Below are 15,578 nucleotides of genomic sequence, written 5' to 3' on the forward strand. Positions count from 1 at the left end.
CGGGGCGGGCTGCGGCGGGGCCTGCTCGTTCGACTGCTGCGAGCAGGCGGCGAGCGCGATGGAGGTGGCAACCACAAGCGTGCGAAGACGAAGCATCGGGACTCCCCTGTTAAGCAGCGTAAAGAGGGAACCTAATCACACTTCAGCGCGGCCGCCATGGGTAGGAAGTCACTGGAAAGGGGCAGGGGCAGTCAAGCCCTCCCACCGCGCCGCAAGACATAACGATGGCCATGCGCAAGGTTTTGGGATTCACCTTTGGGGAGGAGAAATGGGAGTGCATTCCGCACGCCCCCATTCCGCGTCGAATGCTTCTTTCGACAAATGGGCAATGCCATCAGCCCTCCGTATTCCTATTTGCATGATTTTCTGCCCCGCGCGGCATGTGTTATCGATTTCTTGCTCTGAATGGCCATGACGGGTCGAAGGATCATGAAAAACGGTCCTCGTTGCCGCTTGATGCTGCCTGAAGCAGGCCATCTTGTCGGCCGAAAACCGGCCAGAGGCCTCAAGCTTGTCCAAATACACATCCCTCATATCCAAATAGGCTTTGCAATCTTTTGAAAGTGGGAGATAGCCTGCGTCATGATGGCAGGCCATCAGCGCGCCACAGAGCATGATGATGGACATGCACGAAGTTAGAGAAATCACTTTTGAGAAGGAGAGATGGAAGCGCATCCTCTGCTCCTCCAAGTCGCATCAAATTCCTCCTTCGACAAACTGGCCAAACCCTCGGCCATCTGCATGTCCTCTCTCGTGAGTTTCAGCAATACGCGGCAGGTCCGATCCACTTCTTCTTCGGAATGGCCGTTGCGAGCCAACGGATTACGGAAATTGGCCAGTCTTGCGGCGTGATCACGCCTGGAACAGGCCATCTCGTCAGGAGAAAACCTGCGGGAAGCCTCAAGCTTGTCCAGATAGGACTCCTCCAAGTCGAAATAGGTTTTGCATGTTTCCGACAGCGGAAGAATGCCGGCTTCATGACGGCAAGCCATCAATGAACCGCAAAGCAAGATCATGGATATCGTTCGGACATTCATGACTAAATGCCCATCAAGGCTCCGGTGACTGCCGACCGCCAGTTCAGGGCAGCGGTTTCAACGCAGACTTTGTATTGCAGCCTGCCCCTCAAAGCATCAATCCATTTTGTTACGCTGGTGCCATTTTCAATGGCAGCCTTCAAAAGATCCTTCCATGAAGTTGGAGGTGGCACGGCATAAAATATATTGTAAGCAGCTTCAATGAGAACGAAAGCCTCCGAGCACTGCCTGATAGACTGCAGTGCCTGATCCACGTAATAGACGACATCGTCATTGATGTTTTCGACGGCATTAAGGCTATTCCCCATATTTGGCCAGATCGCATTGATGGCGGCCACATACTGGTTTTTTTCTTCGTGCGTAAGCGACATGACTTTCCCTTATTGAAGAAGGTCACTCACGCTAACAAGGCTCGACAATTCCCCGATATATCCCGAGGGATCACATCAGTGTCGGCACAATCTCATGATCGATACGGCTTATATCCATGGGTTGCCAAGGGAATCCCTGACCGATCCTCGCTTACGCAAGGATTTGTTCAAAGCCTCCATACCCTCATCCGCCTGTCGGCACCTTTTCCCGAAGGGAGAAGGATTCCACCACCGAAGGTTGTTCTCTCCTAGGCGAGCGAGTCCGTTCGCGCCTTGTGGCAGGCGTCAGATCACGCCGGATTTGCCGCCGTCCATGGGGATCATCGCGCCGGTGACATAGCTGGCCAGCGGCGAGGCGAGGAAAACGGCGACGTTGGCGATTTCCTCCGGTTCGGCCAGGCGCCCCATGGGAATGGAGGCGAGCAGTTCGGCCCGTACCTCGTCAATGGATTGGCCGCTGGCGCGCGAGGCGGCGGCGAGCCCTTCCTGCACGCGGCCGGTATGCGTGATGCCGGGGTTGATCACGTTCATACGCACGCCCTTGGCGGCATAGGCGGTGGCATAGCCCACCGAGGCCAGCATCAGGGCCGCGTTGGCGGCGCCGCCGCCGATATGGATAGGACTGGCCTGCTTGCCGCCCTGCCCGACCACGTTGACGATGCTGCCGCGGCCGCGCGCGGCCATGTGGCGGATCACCGGGTCGATGAGGTGCATATAGGTGAAGTACTTCGCCTGCATCGCATCGTGCATCGCCTCGGCATGCAGGTCTTCGACGGGCGTGCGCCTGGCGGCGCCGGCGCAGTTGACCAGCACGTCGATGGCGCCGAATTCGTTCTCGATGTATTCGGCCACCATCTGCGCGGCCACGCTGTCGCGCAGGTCGGCAGGGGCCACGTCCATGTGCAGCCCTTCGTGACGCAGTTCGTGCTGGGCATCGTGCAGGTGCCCGAGATCCCGCGATATGCCCACCACCTTGGCGCCCTCGCGGGCGAATGCCTTGGCGCAGGCCAGCCCGATGCCCTTGCTGGCACCGCTGACGACGACGACTTGTCCGGCCAGGGCGACATCCATCGGCGATTTCCTTCGGGAAGGGGGATGCCATTGAACCATGATGGATGCCAGGTGATGCCTGTCACCCGCGATGCCTGATGGATACCCCTGCCGGACATCCGCCCCTGCGATGAACCTTATCGCGCCCGATCCGGGCCGCAGGCCACCCCGGACCGCGTTCAGGCTTATAGGCCATCAGTCACATGGACAAAGCATGCCCTCCCCTCTTGACGGCATCAGAAGTGGTGTTATAGTTCACTACAACACCGGTCCACGAGGTCACTAAAGGAGACCCGCCATGAAAGCGAATAACCTGCTAGCACTCGCCGCCGCCGCCCTGTTCGCCACGGTCGGATTGGCCGCCATCCACTCGAACGTCGATCGTCTCCCCGTCACTGAGATCAACGGCGTCAAGGTCATCGACCTGGCCCCGGTCGTGGTCCGTCCGAGCGCCGAGGACATGCGCGCCGCCTCGCTGCTGGCCGAGGCCGGCGTGGCCGCCCTGACCACTGCCCCGCTGCTGGCCCCGGAAAGCGCCGCCAGCCCCCGCGTGCTCGGGGCGCAGCTGGCCATGCCCTACTATTCGTTCGGCACCCAGTTCGGCCGTATCAGCAAGGATTAACCGTATGACCATCACCTGGAACGACAGCGTCCCGATTTATCGCCAGCTCCGCGAGCGCGTGGTGGCGATGATTCTGGACGGCGCCTTGAACGAGGGCGACCCGCTGCCGTCAGTGCGCCAGGTGGCCGCGGATTTCCAGATCAATCCGCTGACCGTGTCGAAGGCGTACCAGGAACTGGTCGACGACCAATTGGTGGAAAAAAGGAGGGGATTGGGCATGTTCGTGATCGATGGAGCCAGGGATGCGCTGCTCAAGTCCGAACGGGAGCGCTTCCTTCGCGAGGAATGGCCGGCGCTTTACGCCAGGCTGCAGCGCCTGGGACTGGATCTGCGAACCCTGCTGCGCGAAGCGCCCGCTGGCGGCACGCCAGCCGACGAGGAGAAGCAGCCATGACCGCGGTTGTCACGGCCCATGGCCTGACCAAGCACTACAAGAACGCGCTGGCGCTGGACGATGTGAGTTTCCGCATCGAGTCCGGACGCATCGTGGGGCTGATCGGCCCCAACGGGGCGGGCAAGACCACGGCGCTCAAGGCCATCCTCGGCCTGACTGATTTCCAGGGCGAGCTGAACGTCCTGGGCCTGGACCCGCGCACCCAGCGCGACCGCTTGATGGAACAGGTGTGCTTCATCGCCGACGTGGCGGTGCTGCCGCGCTGGATCCGTGTGCGCGAGGCGATCGATTTCGTGGCCCATGTGCATCCGCGCTTCAACCGGGCCAAGTGCGAGGCCTTCCTGGCGCGCACCAAGCTCACGCCCAACCAGCGCGTCAAGCAGATGTCCAAGGGCATGATCGTGCAGTTGCACCTGGCACTGGTGATGGCCATCGACGCCCGCCTGCTGGTACTGGACGAGCCTACCCTGGGCCTGGACATCCTCTATCGCAAGCAGTTCTACCAGAGCCTGCTGGAGGACTACTTCGACGAGAACAAGACCATCATCGTCACCACCCACCAGGTGGAGGAGATCGAGCACATCCTCACCGACCTGATGTTCATCCGCGACGGCAAGATCGTGTTGGATACCGACATGGAAACCGTGGGTGAGCGCTTCGCGGAGGTACTGGTGGGCGCCGACAAGGCTGCCGCCGCGCGTAGCCTCAAGCCGCTGGACGAGCGCCAGGTGTTCGGCAAGAGCATCTTCCTGTTCGACGGCGCCGACCGCGCCACGCTGGAAAGCATGGGCGAGGTCCGTCGTCCCACCGTCAGCGACCTGTTCGTCGCCACCATGAAGGGCACCTACGCATGAAAACCTTCTACTGGCTCGTCAAACGCGAATTCTGGGAACACCGCGGAGGCTTCCTGTGGACCCCGCTGATTACCGGCGCGATCTTCCTCATCCTCAACATCATGGCCGTCATCACCGCCGAGGTGCTGGGCGTGCGCCACGGCATCCAGGTCGGCGGCGAAAACCTGCAGATGCTGATCGCCAAGGCCGACGCCGGCGACCTGAGGCACATCGGCGACGGCCTGGACATCGCCATGATGTCGGCCATGGGCCTGGTCGGCGTGGTGATGGGCATCGTGGTGCTGTTCTACTGCCTGGGCGCGCTGTACGACGACCGCCGCGACCGCAGCATCCTGTTCTGGAAATCGCTGCCGATCTCCAACCTCGACACGGTGTTTTCCAAGGTGGTGAGCGCGGTGGTGGTGGCGCCGGTGATCGCGGTGGTGGTCAGCATCGCCGCCGGCGTGATCCAGCTGGTGATCTACGCCCTGGTGCTCTCGCTGCATGGCGTCAATGCCTGGCAGCTGATCGGGCAGGCCCACCCGCTGCGCGTGATCGCCACCCTGGTCAGCAACATCCCGCTGTACGCGCTGTGGGCCATCCCCTCGGTGGGCTGGCTGATGTTCTGCTCGGCCTGGGCGCGCAGCAAGCCCTTCCTGTGGGCGGTGGCGGTACCGGCGGTACTGGGCCTGCTGGTGAGCTGGTTCGGCATCATGGGATTGTTCCGCCTGCCGACCATCTGGTTCTGGAAGAACATCGTGCAGCGCATCCTGCTCAGCGTGTTCCCCGGCTCCAACATCGCCTACGACGACGGTTCGCTGACCGCCTCCGCCGACTTCGGCGACGATCCGCTGAACGTGCTCTCGCCGCTGCACACCTACGGCCTGCTCGCCTCGCCCAACCTGTGGATCGGCGTCGTGGCCGGCGCGGTGCTGCTGGCCGGCGCGGTCTGGTTCCGCCGGGTGCGCGACGACAGCTGATGGCCAACCGTATTCGCATGAGGGGAGATACATCATGGGAACCCATACCATCGCCGGCCGGATCATCGCGCTGACCCTGCTGTTGCCGCTGGCAGCCTGCGGCCCGTCCGGCCACGACAACAGCGACATGGCCAAGGCTATGAAGGACGCGCAGCAAGAGACCTCCCCATCGGTCATCGGTGCGGAAATCCAGAAAGGCATCGATCAGGCCAAGCGGGAGCTGCCCACCAAGGACATCGACGTTAGCAGTGTCCATATCGGTCGCCACCCGCTTGACGGCGATCCGCGCGCGAAGGCCGTCATCACCCCGGAGGGCAAGCTGGTGATCGACGGCCATGCGGTCGATGCCACGCCCGAACAGCACGTCCTGCTGGTGGATTACCGCCAGCAGATCATCGGCATCGCCACTGCAGGCATGGACATCGGCGCCAGCAGCGCCGACATGGGCCTGGGGATCGCCAAGGAAGCGATCTTCGGCAAGCTCGCCGGCAAGAGCGACAAGGAGATCGAGACCGACATCAAGCCGCAGACCGACAAGATCCAGGCGGCCGCCATGCAACTGTGCAAGCGCCTGCCCGGCCTGATGGCTTCTCAGCAAAAGCTGGCGGCCGCCATGCCGGTATTCCGGCCCTACGCGACGATGACGCAGAAAGACATCGACGACTGCGGCAAGCACATCGACAAGAACGGCAAGCCGGGTTTCGCGGTGTTCTCCGATTGATCCCGTTCCGTCCGGCGGCGGCGCCGGTGATGATGGTTGACGGTTCGTGTCCCGCCTGCATTTTCCGCATGGATGCGGGATGCAGGCGGGGCATCCTCCCGGCGGCATCCGCCTTGTGCCACGCTTTCCATCCCGATCCGAGGAGAGTCCTGCCATGACCCATCGCCACCTTCCCTGGTTGCTCGCATGCGCCGTCCTCGTCACTGCATGCAGCGGCGGCTCGGACGACGACGTCCAGGTATTCGGCGGCAGCACCGACATCATCGACAGCCACATCACCCTGCATGACGGGCGCGTCATCATCAAGGTGGAAAGCGCGCCGGACGCCAGCGTGGACGCCGATGGCCGGTTCAGCATCGACGGCCACGACGTGGCGGTGAACGATGCCCAGCGTGCCCTGCTGCAACGCTACAACGCCTCCGCCCAGGCCATGCGCGCCCACGCCATCGCCACTGGCAAGGCCGGCATGGCCACGGCGACCCAGGCGCTGGGCGCCGCCGCCGGCAAGCTCACCGGCGCCGCCGCCGATACCACCCAGCAGAAGGTCGAGAGCGCCGCCAGCCAGGTCAGGCAGGCCGCCGCGAAAATCTGCGACGACCTCGCCGCCATGAAGGCGACGCAAGACCAGCTGGCCACCCAGCTGGATGCCTTCAAACCCTACGCACAGGCTCTCTCGGACAGCCGCATCGCGAAGTGCCAGGAGCACACCAAGGGCTGACCAGCACCCGGCGGTGGTGGCGCCTCAACCGCCACCACCGCCGCCGCCGTGGATACCCCCGCGAGTGAGTGCCATCGGGTCGAGCAGCCGCTGCAGCTCGGTCTTGGAAAGTCCCGTGTTCTCCAGCGCCACGTCCAGGATGGGGCGCTTCTCCTTGTAGGCCTGCTTGGCCGTGGCGGCGCCTTTCTCGTAGCCGATCACCGGGTTGAGCGCGGTGACCAGGATCGGGTTCCTGGCCAGCGCCTCATTCACCCGCGCCGTATTCACCTTGAAACCCGCGATGGCCTTGTCGGCCAGCAGTACGCTGACGTTGGAAAGGATGCCGATCGACTGCAGCAGGTTGTGCGCGATCAGCGGCAGCATCACGTTGAGCTGGAAGTTGCCGGACTGTCCGGCGACGGTGATGGCCGCATCGTTGCCGATCACCTGGGCGGCGACCATCGCGGTGGCTTCCGGAATCACCGGATTGACCTTGCCCGGCATGATCGACGAGCCCGGTTGCAAGGCCGGCAGCTCGATCTCGCCCAGGCCGGCCAGCGGTCCCGAGTTCATCCAGCGCAGGTCGTTGGCGATCTTCATCAGCGCCACCGCCAGCGTCTTGAGCTGGCCCGACAGTTCCACCGCCGCATCCTGCGAGGCCATGCCCTCGAAATAGTTCTCGGCCGACTCGAAGCGCACGCCGGTGAGCCGCTTCAGCTCGCGCGCCACGGTGGCGCCGAACTTGGGGTCGGCGTTGATGCCGGTGCCGACCGCGGTGCCGCCCAGCGGCAGCCGGCGCATGCGCTTGAGCGCATCCTCGATGCGCTCGATGGCCGAGCCGATCTGCGCCGCCCAACCCGACAGTTCCTGGCCGAAGGTCACCGGCATCGCGTCCATCAGGTGCGTGCGACCGGTCTTGGGGACGTTGCGCAGCTCGCGCGCGCGCCGCTCGATGACGCGCTTCAAATGCTTGAGCGCCGGCAGCAACTGCTCGCTGGCGGTCAGCGTGGCGCTGACGTGGATGGCGGTGGGGATCACGTCATTGGAGCTTTGCCCGTAGTTGACGTGGTCGTTGGGATGCACCTTGCCGCCGCCACGATTGGCCAGGTGCGCGATCACCTCGTTGGCATTCATGTTGGTGCTGGTGCCCGAGCCGGTCTGGAACACGTCGATGGGGAACTGCTCGTCGTGCTGGCCCGCGGCGACCGCCAGCGCGGCCCGGCGGATGGCATGCGCCTGGGTCTTTTTCAGGTGACCCAGCAGGAAGTTGGCGTCGGCGCCGGCCGCCTTGATCAGCCCCAGCGCGCGGATGAAGGCGCGCGGCAGGCGCAGGCCGGAGATGGGAAAATTGTCCACGGCGCGCTGCGTCTGCGCGCCGTACAGGGCGTCGGCGGGCACCTTCAGCTCCCCCATGCTGTCGTGTTCGATGCGGAACTGGCTCATGTCCTTGCGATTCCTCCGGAAAAGTCGGGCACGACTATAGGCTGGATTTCGTTAGCGCGCCGCCAAGGCGACAGGCCGGGCCCAGCGGCACCTGTTGTAAAATGGCGTTTTCCCGCTTCCGGAACGCCCCATGTCCTCCCATGCCCTGACCGCCCTGTCCCCGCTGGACGGCCGCTACGCCAGCAAGGTCGAAGCGCTGCGCCCGATCTTCAGCGAATTCGGCCTGATGCACCGCCGCGTGCACGTGGAGATCGAATGGCTGCTGGCGCTGGCCGCCGATCCGGGCATCGTGGAGCTGCCGGCGTTCTCCGCCGCGCAGATCGCCAAGCTCAAGGGCATCGCCGCCGATTTCAGCGTGGACGATGGCACGCGCATCAAGGCCATCGAGGCCACCACCAACCACGACGTGAAGGCGGTGGAATACTTCATCAAGGAGCGCATCGGCAACGATGCCGCGCTGGCCCAGGCCAAGGAATTCGTGCACTTCGCCTGCACCAGCGAGGACATCAACAACCTCTCCTATGCGCTGATGCTGCGCGATGCGCGCGAGCAGGTGCTGCTGCCCATGTTCGACGGCATCATCAATACGCTGCGCGAGCTGGCTCATGCCAACGCCGGCCTGCCGATGCTCTCGCGCACGCACGGCCAGACTGCCTCGCCCAGCACCCTGGGCAAGGAACTGGCCAACGTGGTGGCGCGCCTGGAGCGCCAGCGCAAGCAGCTGGCCGCGTTGGAGATCCCGGGCAAGATCAACGGCGCGGTGGGCAACTACAACGCCCATGCCATCACCTATCCCGAGCTGGACTGGCGCGGCTTCTCGCAGCGCTTCGTGGAAAGCCTGGGCCTGGACTACAACCCCTACACCACGCAGATCGAGCCGCACGACGGCGTGGCCGAATACTGCGACGCGGTGCGCCGCGCCAACATCATCCTGATCGACCTGGCGCGCGACGTGTGGGGCTATATCTCGCTGGGCTATTTCAAGCAGGCGCTGAAGGCCGGCGAGGTGGGCTCGTCCACCATGCCGCACAAGGTCAACCCGATCGACTTCGAGAATGCCGAGGGCAACTTCGGCCTGGCCAACGCCCTGCTCGGCCATTTCGCCGAGAAGCTGCCGATCAGCCGCTGGCAGCGCGACCTCACCGATTCCACCGTGCTGCGCGCGCTGGGCACCGCCTTCGGCCATACCCTGGTGGCGCTGGAATCGCTGAAGAAGGGCCTGGGCAAGCTCACCGTGAACGCCGACCGCCTCGCCGCCGACCTCGACGCCAGTTGGGAAGTGCTGGCCGAGGCCGTACAGACGGTGATGCGCCGCTATGGCCTACCCGAGCCCTACGAGCAGCTCAAGGCGCTGACCCGCGGCCAGGGCATCACGCGGGATTCCATGCGCGCCTTCATCACGGGGCTGGACCTGCCGGCCGATGCCAGGCAGCGTCTGCTGGACCTGACGCCGGGCGGCTATATCGGCCTGGCCGAGCCGTTGGCCAGGGATATCTGACCCTCGCGCCGGTCCTGTGCGCGACCGCCGTTATCGGACGGACAGGTCGCGCACAGGGTGCGCTCCTACAAAGAAGGGAATGAAGGGCGTTATTCCACCTCGTCCGAGCCCTCGTTGACGCCCTCGAACAGGAACGTGGAGAGGTAGCGTTCGCCGGTATCGGGCAGCATGGCCAGCAGCACCGCGCCTTCCGGCGCGTCCTTGGCCACCTGCAGCGCGGCAGCCAGCGTGGCGCCGGCCGAGATGCCCACGAAGATGCCCTCTTTCCGCGCCAGCTCGCGCGAGGTGTCGCGCGCCAGCACGTCGTCGACCGGCACGATCTGGTGCGCGACCTCGCGGTTGAGCACGGCCGGCACGAAGTCAGGCGTCCAGCCCTGGATCTTGTGCGGCTGCCACTCCTTGCCCGACAGCAGCGCGGCGCCCGCCGGCTCGCTGGCGATCACCTTCACTTCCGGCCGCGCCACCTTCAGCACCTCGCCCACGCCGGTCAGCGTGCCGCCGGTGCCCCAGCCGGTGACGAAGTAGTCCAGCCGCTTGCCGGCGAAGTCGCGCAGGATCTCCGGAGCCGTGGTGTTGCGGTGGTAGGCCGGGTTGGCGGGGTTCTCGAACTGGCGGGCCAGGAACCAGCCATGCTTGTCGGCCAGTTCCTTGGCCTTGCGCACCATGCCGCTGCCGCGCTCGGCGGCGGGCGTGAGCACCACCTTGGCGCCGTAGGCGCGCATCAGCTTGCGGCGCTCGATCGAGAAGGTCTCGGTCATCACCGCCACGAATGGGTAGCCGCGCGCCGCGCATACCGCCGCCAGCGCCACGCCGGTGTTGCCGGAGGTCGCCTCCACCACGGTCTGCCCGGGCTTGAGCAGGCCCTTCTGCTCGGCGTCGATGATGATGGCGTAGGCCAGGCGGTCCTTCACCGAGCCGGCCGGATTGAATGCCTCCACCTTGGCATACAGCGTCACGTGCTTCGGCGCCAGCCGATGGAGACGCACGATAGGCGTGTTGCCGATGGTGTCGAGAATGCTGTCGTAGATCATGGAATCGCTCCGTGGCACGGCATGGTGGGAAACGGTATCGCGCGATGGTGCGCCCGCGCGGGATAAGGATGTGTCAAGCCGCCACCCTGGATGGCGAATCGGCGGGCAGGGCCGCGAGCGGCGCCTGGCCGAACCAGCCCAGGGTGCCGGCCAGGGCCGCCACCTCGCCGACGATCAGCAGCGCCGGCGAACATACCTGGTGGGCCGCCGCGCGTTCGGCCAGTTCCGCCAGCGTGCCGGTGACCACGCGCTGCTCCGGCCGCGAACCGTTCTCGACCAGGGCGAACGGCGTGGTGGCGGCGCGCCCATGGGCGATCAACTGCCGTTGCAGCGTCGCCAGCTCGCCGATGCCCATGTAGAACGCCAGTGTCTGCCGCTCCTGCGCCAGCGCGGGCCAATCCAGCGTATCGACCGATTGGCGGCAATGCGCGGTCACCAGGCGCACCGACTGCGCATGATCGCGATGGGTCAGCGGAATGCCGGCATAGGCCGCACAGGCCAGCGCGGCGGTGATGCCGGGCACCACTTCATAAGGGATGCCGTGGTGGCGCAAGAACTCAAGCTCCTCGCCGCCGCGGCCGAACACGAACGGATCGCCGCCCTTCAGCCGTACCACGCGCCGGCCCGCCGCGGCATGTTCGAGCATCAAGGCATGGATCTGCGCCTGGGTAGTGTGGTGGTGGCCGGCCTGCTTGGCCACTTCGATGCGCTCGGCATCGCGCCGCGCCAGCGCCAGCACCTCGGCGCTCACCAGCCGGTCGTGCAGGATCACGTCCGCCTCGTTCAGGGCGCGCAGGCCACGCAGGGTCAGCAAGCCGGGATCGCCCGGCCCGGCGCCCAGCAAGACCACCGAACCTGTCGCCGGTCGCGATGCCGCCGATGCCAGCAGGTTTTCGGCCGCCGCCTGCGCCAGGGCCCGTTGCCCGCGCCGCAGCAGGCCCTGTACCGGGCCTTCGAGCAGGTGCTGGTAGAAGCGCCGGCGCAGGGCGAGATCCGGCAGGCGGGTGCGAATCGCGCCCCGCAGTTCCGCCAGCATCGTGGCCAGCGGCCCGACCACCGGATCGACCAGGGTTTCCAGCCGCTCGCGCAGCAGGCGGGCCAGCATCGGCGCCTGGCCGCCGCTGGAAATGGCGATGGTGACCGGCGCGCGATCGACCACCGCCGGCACATGAAAACTGGAGCGCCCGGCGTCGTCCACCACGTTCACGAACAGCCGCCGCCGCTCGGCCAATGCCTGGATGCGCGCATGCAGGGCCGCGTCGTCGCTGGCGGCCACCACCAGCCACACCTCGTCCAGCCAGCTCTCCTCGAAACGCTCCGGGCGCCAGCGGATGCGCCCCTGCCCGGCCCACGCCCGCAACGCCGGGGTAAGCGCCGGCGCGCCCACGATCACCCGCGCGCCGGCCTCCAGCAGCGCGGCCGCCTTGCGCTCGCCCACCACGCCACCGCCCACCACCAGCACCTGGCGGCCGGCAAGGTCGGCGAACAGCGGGTACAGCTTCATCGGGACGCGGGCTCCCTGCAGCGTGGACGGCATCGGTCCGGCCCACGCTAGCAAGCCATGCGGGCGATACAAATGATTTGTGCGACCAGGGATATGCCGCGCTGTTATAAGCGCTTGTCCACGATCTCCGCCTGGCCAGCGAGCACCCCGCCCCAACCCTCCCCTGCACGCAGGGGAGGGGGCAGTGCGCGCACGTTTTGACTCCTCTCCTGCATGCAGGAGCGCCAGTGCTCGCACGTCTTGGCTCCTCCCCCTGCGCGCAAGGGGAGGTTGGGAGGGGGTAGCAGGTGCGCCGAGATCTTGAACAGGTTCCAAGCCCCCCCCTGGGACGATCGTGTATTGACGCGTCGCAGCAACAGATGTATAGACGTCTAATTCACGACCACTGCCAAGGTCATCTCATGGACAGTCATCGCCCACCGCTGGGAACCGCCCCGGCTGCCTGCGCAGGCAGGGTGCCGGCCGGCCAGGGCGCGCGATGTATCCGCCCTGCGACCACAAGCCCTGCCCCCTTCGATCGCTTGCGGAACCTGAGCCATGACCCTTACCCAACTGCGCTATCTGGTCGCCATCGCTGATGCCGGCCTGAACATCACCCTCGCGGCCGAGCGGGTGCATGCCACCCAGCCCGGCCTGAGCAAGCTGCTGCGCCAGCTTGAGGACGAGCTGGGCTTCCAACTGTTCCACCGCAAGGGCCGCAGCCTCCACGCCATCACCCACGCGGGCACGCACGTGCTCGAACGGGCGCGTACCATCCTGGCGGAGGCGGCCAACATCCGTTCCATCGCCGCCAACCTGCGCAACGAGTCGCGCGGCACGCTGCGTATCGCCACTACCCATACCCAGGCCCGCTTCGCCCTGCCCAGCGCGGTCGCCGCGCTGAGCCGCAGCTACCCGCAGGTCAGCGTGCACCTGCAGCCGGTCAGCGACTCGGACGTGATCTCGCTGCTGGATGGTGGCCAGGTGGACCTGGCCATCGTCAGCACGGCGGCCGGCGCCCCCCCGCCCAACGGCATCGCCCTGCCCGCCTATCGCTGGAACCGCGTGGTGGTGGTGCCCAAAGACCACCCACTGTCGCGCCAGAAGCACGCGCCCACGCTGGAGCAGCTCGCCGCGCACCCGCTGATCAGCTACGACTCCTCGCTCAAGCCCGAGTCCTCGCTGGCCCGCGCCTTCCACACCGCCAGCCTGCACCCGCAGATCGTGATGACGGCCAGCGACGCCGACCTCATCAAGACCTACGTGCGCGAAGGGCTGGGCATCGGCGTGCTGGCCGAAATGGCCTACCAGCCCGAGCACGATACCGACCTGCGCCAACTGGGCGCCGACCACCTGTTCGCCGCCTGCACCACCTGGATCGTGCTGCGCCGCGAAAGCGTGCTGCGCGAATACGCGCTGGATTTCATCGGCGTGTTCGCCCCGCACCTGGAGCGCCGCGCCGTCAGCCGCGCGCTCACCAGCGGCGGCGCCGGCACCTCGCAGTGGCCGGGCGTGCCGCATTGGCGCGAGCGGCAAGTGCCGCACAGGGTGGCCGAGCCGCTGGTGGAGGCGCAGTAGCCTCGCCTGGGTGGTGGCATCAGCCCCGCAGCAGGCCGCGTTTTTCCAGCAGCGAGACGATGTGCCCGGCCAGCACCCGCGGATCGGCGGCGTGGCCATCCACGCGCAATTCAGGCTGCGCGGGCTCCTCATAGGGATCGCTGATCCCGGTGAAATGTGCGATGGCTCCCGCGCGAGCCTGCGCATACAGACCCTTGCGATCACGCGCCTCGCAGACCTCCAGCGGCGTGGCCACGTGGATTTCGATGAAATCACCATGGCCCTCGACCAGCGCGCGGGCCTGCGCGCGCGCCTGGGCGTAGGGCGCGATCGGCGCGCACACCGCGATGCCGCCATGGCGCACGATCTCGCTGGCGACGTAGCCGATGCGCACGACGTTGGCATCGCGATCCTCGCGCGAGAAGCCCAGTCCCTTGGACAGGTGCTTGCGCACCTCGTCGCCATCCAGCACGGTGATCGGGCGGCTGGTGCGTTCCAGCAACTGGGCCACCACCGCCTGCGCGAGGGTCGATTTGCCCGCGCCGGACAATCCCGTGAAGAACAGCGCGAAGCCTCGCGCGGCTCGCGCCGGATGCCGCTCGCGAAGGATCTCCACCACCTCGGGGAAGGAGAACCACGCGGGAATCTCGCTGCCTTCCTGCAGGTGTTGACGCAGCTGGGTACCGGAGATGTCGCGTACCTCGTCCTCCGGCCGCAGCTCGGTGGTGGGCAGGTAGGCGTCGCGGTTGGCGACGTACACCATGGCCGGGAACGGCACGATGCGGATGCCCAGTTCATCCTGGTGCCGTTCCAGCAGGCGTTGCGCATCGAACGGTCCATAGAACGGCTTGCCGTTGGCGTCGTTGCCGGGACCGGCGTGGTCGCGCCCGACGATGAAATGGCTGGCGCCGTAGTTCTTGCGGATGATCGCGTGCCACAGCGCCTCGCGCGGCCCGCCCATGCGCATGGCCAGCGGCAGCAGCGACAGCCTGGCGCTGTTGGCCGGGTATTGCGGCAGCAGCGCCTGGTAGCAGCGCACGCGGGTGTAATGGTCGATGTCGCCGGGCTTGGTGCGTCCCACCGATGGCTGCACCAGCAGCTTGGCGTCCACCTGCTGCGCCGCGCGCAAGGTCAGCTCGCGATGGGCGCGGTGCATCGGGTTGCGCGTCTGGAACGCCACGATGCGGTGCCAGCCCTGCGCGGCGAACCAGGCGCGCAGGCTGCGCGGCGTATCGCGCAGGGCGGTGAAGTCGTAGTGCGACGGCGGCTGGATGCCGCGTACTCGCCCGCCCAGGTTGACCGGGCGGTAGCGCTCCAGTAGCTCGGCCACGCCCGGGTGCGCGGGGTCGGTGGTACCGAACACCTTGAGCGCCTCCTGCACGCGGTCCGGCCGGTAGATGTCCGTCACCTCGAGCACGGCCAGCGGCACGCCCTGCGCATCACGCAGGACCACCTCGCTGCCGGGAACGAGGCGCCCGGCGAAGGCCTCGCTCACGTCCAGGGTGACCGGTATCGGCCACAGCGTGCCGTCGGCCAGTCGCATCGCCTCGACCACGCCGGTGTAGTCGTGGCGGTCGAGGAAGCCCTCCAGCGGCGAGAAGGCGCCGTTGAGCAACAGCTCCAGGTCGCACAGCTGGCGCGTATCGAGATCGAGGCCCGGCAGGCCGGCGCCGCGGCTCTTCAACGCCTCCGCTTCGTCGGGCGGCAGGTAAAGCTCCTTGAGCACGCCGCCATGCGGGGCGATCAGCGGGGCGGTATCGACGTCGGCGGCGGGGTCGGCCTGGAAGGGAGCGAGGGCGCTAGGGCTCATGGGTTGTCTTGACTTGTCGGGGCGGTGGCCGGCTCGGCGGCCGGCATCTGT

At 66.2% G+C, this 15,578-nt stretch carries 16 protein-coding genes; 8 read left to right on the forward strand and 8 right to left on the reverse strand.

Annotated elements, in window-relative coordinates:
- Positions 1-249: 249 nt before the first annotated feature.
- The 4 genes from MJ605_RS18745 to MJ605_RS18760 form a co-directional block, all read right to left on the reverse strand.
- The gene (locus tag MJ605_RS18745) at positions 250-675 is read right to left on the reverse strand and encodes a hypothetical protein (RefSeq protein ID WP_243043068.1); all 426 of its coding nucleotides are present in this window, start codon (positions 673-675) and stop codon (positions 250-252) included.
- Positions 645-1,037, reverse strand: coding sequence for a hypothetical protein (locus tag MJ605_RS18750; RefSeq protein ID WP_243043069.1), 393 nt, complete (start codon positions 1,035-1,037; stop codon positions 645-647). Before MJ605_RS18750 ends, MJ605_RS18745 begins: the two co-directional genes overlap by 31 nt.
- Positions 1,038-1,039: 2 nt before the next feature.
- Positions 1,040-1,408 carry a hypothetical protein gene (locus tag MJ605_RS18755; protein ID WP_243043070.1) on the reverse strand — a complete coding sequence of 123 codons (369 nt, stop codon included), beginning with the start codon at positions 1,406-1,408 and terminating at the stop codon, positions 1,040-1,042.
- Between the two features lie 285 nt (positions 1,409-1,693).
- A complete protein-coding gene (locus tag MJ605_RS18760; RefSeq protein WP_243043071.1) occupies positions 1,694-2,479 on the reverse strand; it encodes an SDR family oxidoreductase in 786 nt (261 codons plus the stop codon).
- A 277-nt stretch (positions 2,480-2,756) separates the two neighbouring features.
- On the opposite strand from MJ605_RS18760, the gene MJ605_RS18765 reads away from it, so the two are divergent.
- The 6 genes from MJ605_RS18765 to MJ605_RS18790 all read left to right on the forward strand — a co-directional run bounded on the left by MJ605_RS18765 (position 2,757) and on the right by MJ605_RS18790 (position 6,726).
- On the forward strand, positions 2,757-3,080 hold the full coding sequence (locus MJ605_RS18765) for a hypothetical protein (protein ID WP_243043072.1): 324 nt from the start codon (positions 2,757-2,759) through the stop codon (positions 3,078-3,080).
- Between the two features lie 4 nt (positions 3,081-3,084).
- Positions 3,085-3,474, forward strand: a complete 390-nt coding sequence (locus MJ605_RS18770; protein WP_243043073.1) for a GntR family transcriptional regulator — start codon at positions 3,085-3,087, stop codon at positions 3,472-3,474.
- Complete coding sequence (locus MJ605_RS18775) at positions 3,471-4,328, forward strand: ABC transporter ATP-binding protein (protein WP_243043074.1); 858 nt, start codon at positions 3,471-3,473, stop codon at positions 4,326-4,328. Before MJ605_RS18770 ends, MJ605_RS18775 begins: the two co-directional genes overlap by 4 nt.
- Positions 4,325-5,287 (forward strand): hypothetical protein, encoded by a 963-nt coding sequence (locus tag MJ605_RS18780; protein ID WP_243043075.1) that lies wholly within the window; start codon positions 4,325-4,327, stop codon positions 5,285-5,287. Before MJ605_RS18775 ends, MJ605_RS18780 begins: the two co-directional genes overlap by 4 nt.
- Positions 5,288-5,321: 34 nt before the next feature.
- Positions 5,322-6,008 carry a YggN family protein gene (locus MJ605_RS18785; protein ID WP_243043076.1) on the forward strand — a complete coding sequence of 229 codons (687 nt, stop codon included), beginning with the start codon at positions 5,322-5,324 and terminating at the stop codon, positions 6,006-6,008.
- 154 nt (positions 6,009-6,162) lie between these two features.
- Entirely contained in the window at positions 6,163-6,726 is a 564-nt protein-coding gene (locus MJ605_RS18790) for a DUF2884 family protein (protein WP_243043077.1), read from the forward strand.
- 24 nt (positions 6,727-6,750) lie between these two features.
- Here MJ605_RS18790 and MJ605_RS18795 read toward each other — a convergent pair whose 3' ends face one another.
- A complete protein-coding gene (locus tag MJ605_RS18795) occupies positions 6,751-8,148 on the reverse strand; it encodes a class II fumarate hydratase (RefSeq protein WP_243043078.1) in 1,398 nt (465 codons plus the stop codon).
- Positions 8,149-8,278: 130 nt separating this feature from the next.
- Between MJ605_RS18795 and purB the strand changes: the two genes are divergently transcribed.
- Positions 8,279-9,646: an adenylosuccinate lyase gene (purB, locus tag MJ605_RS18800; protein ID WP_243043079.1), complete on the forward strand. Its 1,368-nt coding sequence runs from the start codon at positions 8,279-8,281 to the stop codon at positions 9,644-9,646.
- An 89-nt stretch (positions 9,647-9,735) separates the two neighbouring features.
- On the opposite strand, the gene cysK is transcribed toward purB, so the two are convergent.
- Complete coding sequence (gene cysK / locus MJ605_RS18805) at positions 9,736-10,677, reverse strand: cysteine synthase A (protein ID WP_243043080.1); 942 nt, start codon at positions 10,675-10,677, stop codon at positions 9,736-9,738.
- Between the two features lie 73 nt (positions 10,678-10,750).
- Positions 10,751-12,181, reverse strand: coding sequence for a siroheme synthase CysG (gene cysG, locus MJ605_RS18810; protein ID WP_243043081.1), 1,431 nt, complete (start codon positions 12,179-12,181; stop codon positions 10,751-10,753).
- A gap of 537 nt (positions 12,182-12,718) precedes the next feature.
- Here cysG and MJ605_RS18815 point away from each other — a divergent pair.
- Positions 12,719-13,738 carry a LysR substrate-binding domain-containing protein gene (locus tag MJ605_RS18815; protein WP_243043082.1) on the forward strand — a complete coding sequence of 340 codons (1,020 nt, stop codon included), beginning with the start codon at positions 12,719-12,721 and terminating at the stop codon, positions 13,736-13,738.
- Positions 13,739-13,757: 19 nt separating this feature from the next.
- Here MJ605_RS18815 and MJ605_RS18820 read toward each other — a convergent pair whose 3' ends face one another.
- On the reverse strand, positions 13,758-15,527 hold the full coding sequence (locus MJ605_RS18820) for a bifunctional sulfate adenylyltransferase/adenylylsulfate kinase (protein ID WP_243043083.1): 1,770 nt from the start codon (positions 15,525-15,527) through the stop codon (positions 13,758-13,760).
- Between the last annotated feature and the right edge of the window lie 51 nt (positions 15,528-15,578).

Origin of the sequence: Dyella sedimenti (genome assembly GCF_022760995.1) — a bacterium.
GTDB lineage: Bacteria > Pseudomonadota > Gammaproteobacteria > Xanthomonadales > Rhodanobacteraceae > Dyella > Dyella sedimenti.

Bases quoted from the DNA above. Each gene is read 5' to 3' on its own strand.
- MJ605_RS18815 (WP_243043082.1), top strand. From the start codon at position 12,719: ATGACCCTTACCCAACTGCGCTATCTGGTCGCCATCGCTGATGCCGGC.
- MJ605_RS18795 (WP_243043078.1), bottom strand. From the start codon at position 8,148: ATGAGCCAGTTCCGCATCGAACACGACAGCATGGGGGAGCTGAAGGTG.
- MJ605_RS18765 (WP_243043072.1), top strand. From the start codon at position 2,757: ATGAAAGCGAATAACCTGCTAGCACTCGCCGCCGCCGCCCTGTTCGCC.
- MJ605_RS18790 (WP_243043077.1), top strand. From the start codon at position 6,163: ATGACCCATCGCCACCTTCCCTGGTTGCTCGCATGCGCCGTCCTCGTC.
- MJ605_RS18820 (WP_243043083.1), bottom strand. From the start codon at position 15,527: ATGAGCCCTAGCGCCCTCGCTCCCTTCCAGGCCGACCCCGCCGCCGAC.
- MJ605_RS18780 (WP_243043075.1), top strand. From the start codon at position 4,325: ATGAAAACCTTCTACTGGCTCGTCAAACGCGAATTCTGGGAACACCGC.
- MJ605_RS18770 (WP_243043073.1), top strand. From the start codon at position 3,085: ATGACCATCACCTGGAACGACAGCGTCCCGATTTATCGCCAGCTCCGC.
- cysG (WP_243043081.1), bottom strand. From the start codon at position 12,181: ATGAAGCTGTACCCGCTGTTCGCCGACCTTGCCGGCCGCCAGGTGCTG.
- MJ605_RS18775 (WP_243043074.1), top strand. From the start codon at position 3,471: ATGACCGCGGTTGTCACGGCCCATGGCCTGACCAAGCACTACAAGAAC.
- MJ605_RS18785 (WP_243043076.1), top strand. From the start codon at position 5,322: ATGGGAACCCATACCATCGCCGGCCGGATCATCGCGCTGACCCTGCTG.
- MJ605_RS18745 (WP_243043068.1), bottom strand. From the start codon at position 675: ATGCGCTTCCATCTCTCCTTCTCAAAAGTGATTTCTCTAACTTCGTGC.
- MJ605_RS18760 (WP_243043071.1), bottom strand. From the start codon at position 2,479: ATGGATGTCGCCCTGGCCGGACAAGTCGTCGTCGTCAGCGGTGCCAGC.
- purB (WP_243043079.1), top strand. From the start codon at position 8,279: ATGTCCTCCCATGCCCTGACCGCCCTGTCCCCGCTGGACGGCCGCTAC.
- MJ605_RS18750 (WP_243043069.1), bottom strand. From the start codon at position 1,037: ATGAATGTCCGAACGATATCCATGATCTTGCTTTGCGGTTCATTGATG.
- cysK (WP_243043080.1), bottom strand. From the start codon at position 10,677: ATGATCTACGACAGCATTCTCGACACCATCGGCAACACGCCTATCGTG.
- MJ605_RS18755 (WP_243043070.1), bottom strand. From the start codon at position 1,408: ATGTCGCTTACGCACGAAGAAAAAAACCAGTATGTGGCCGCCATCAAT.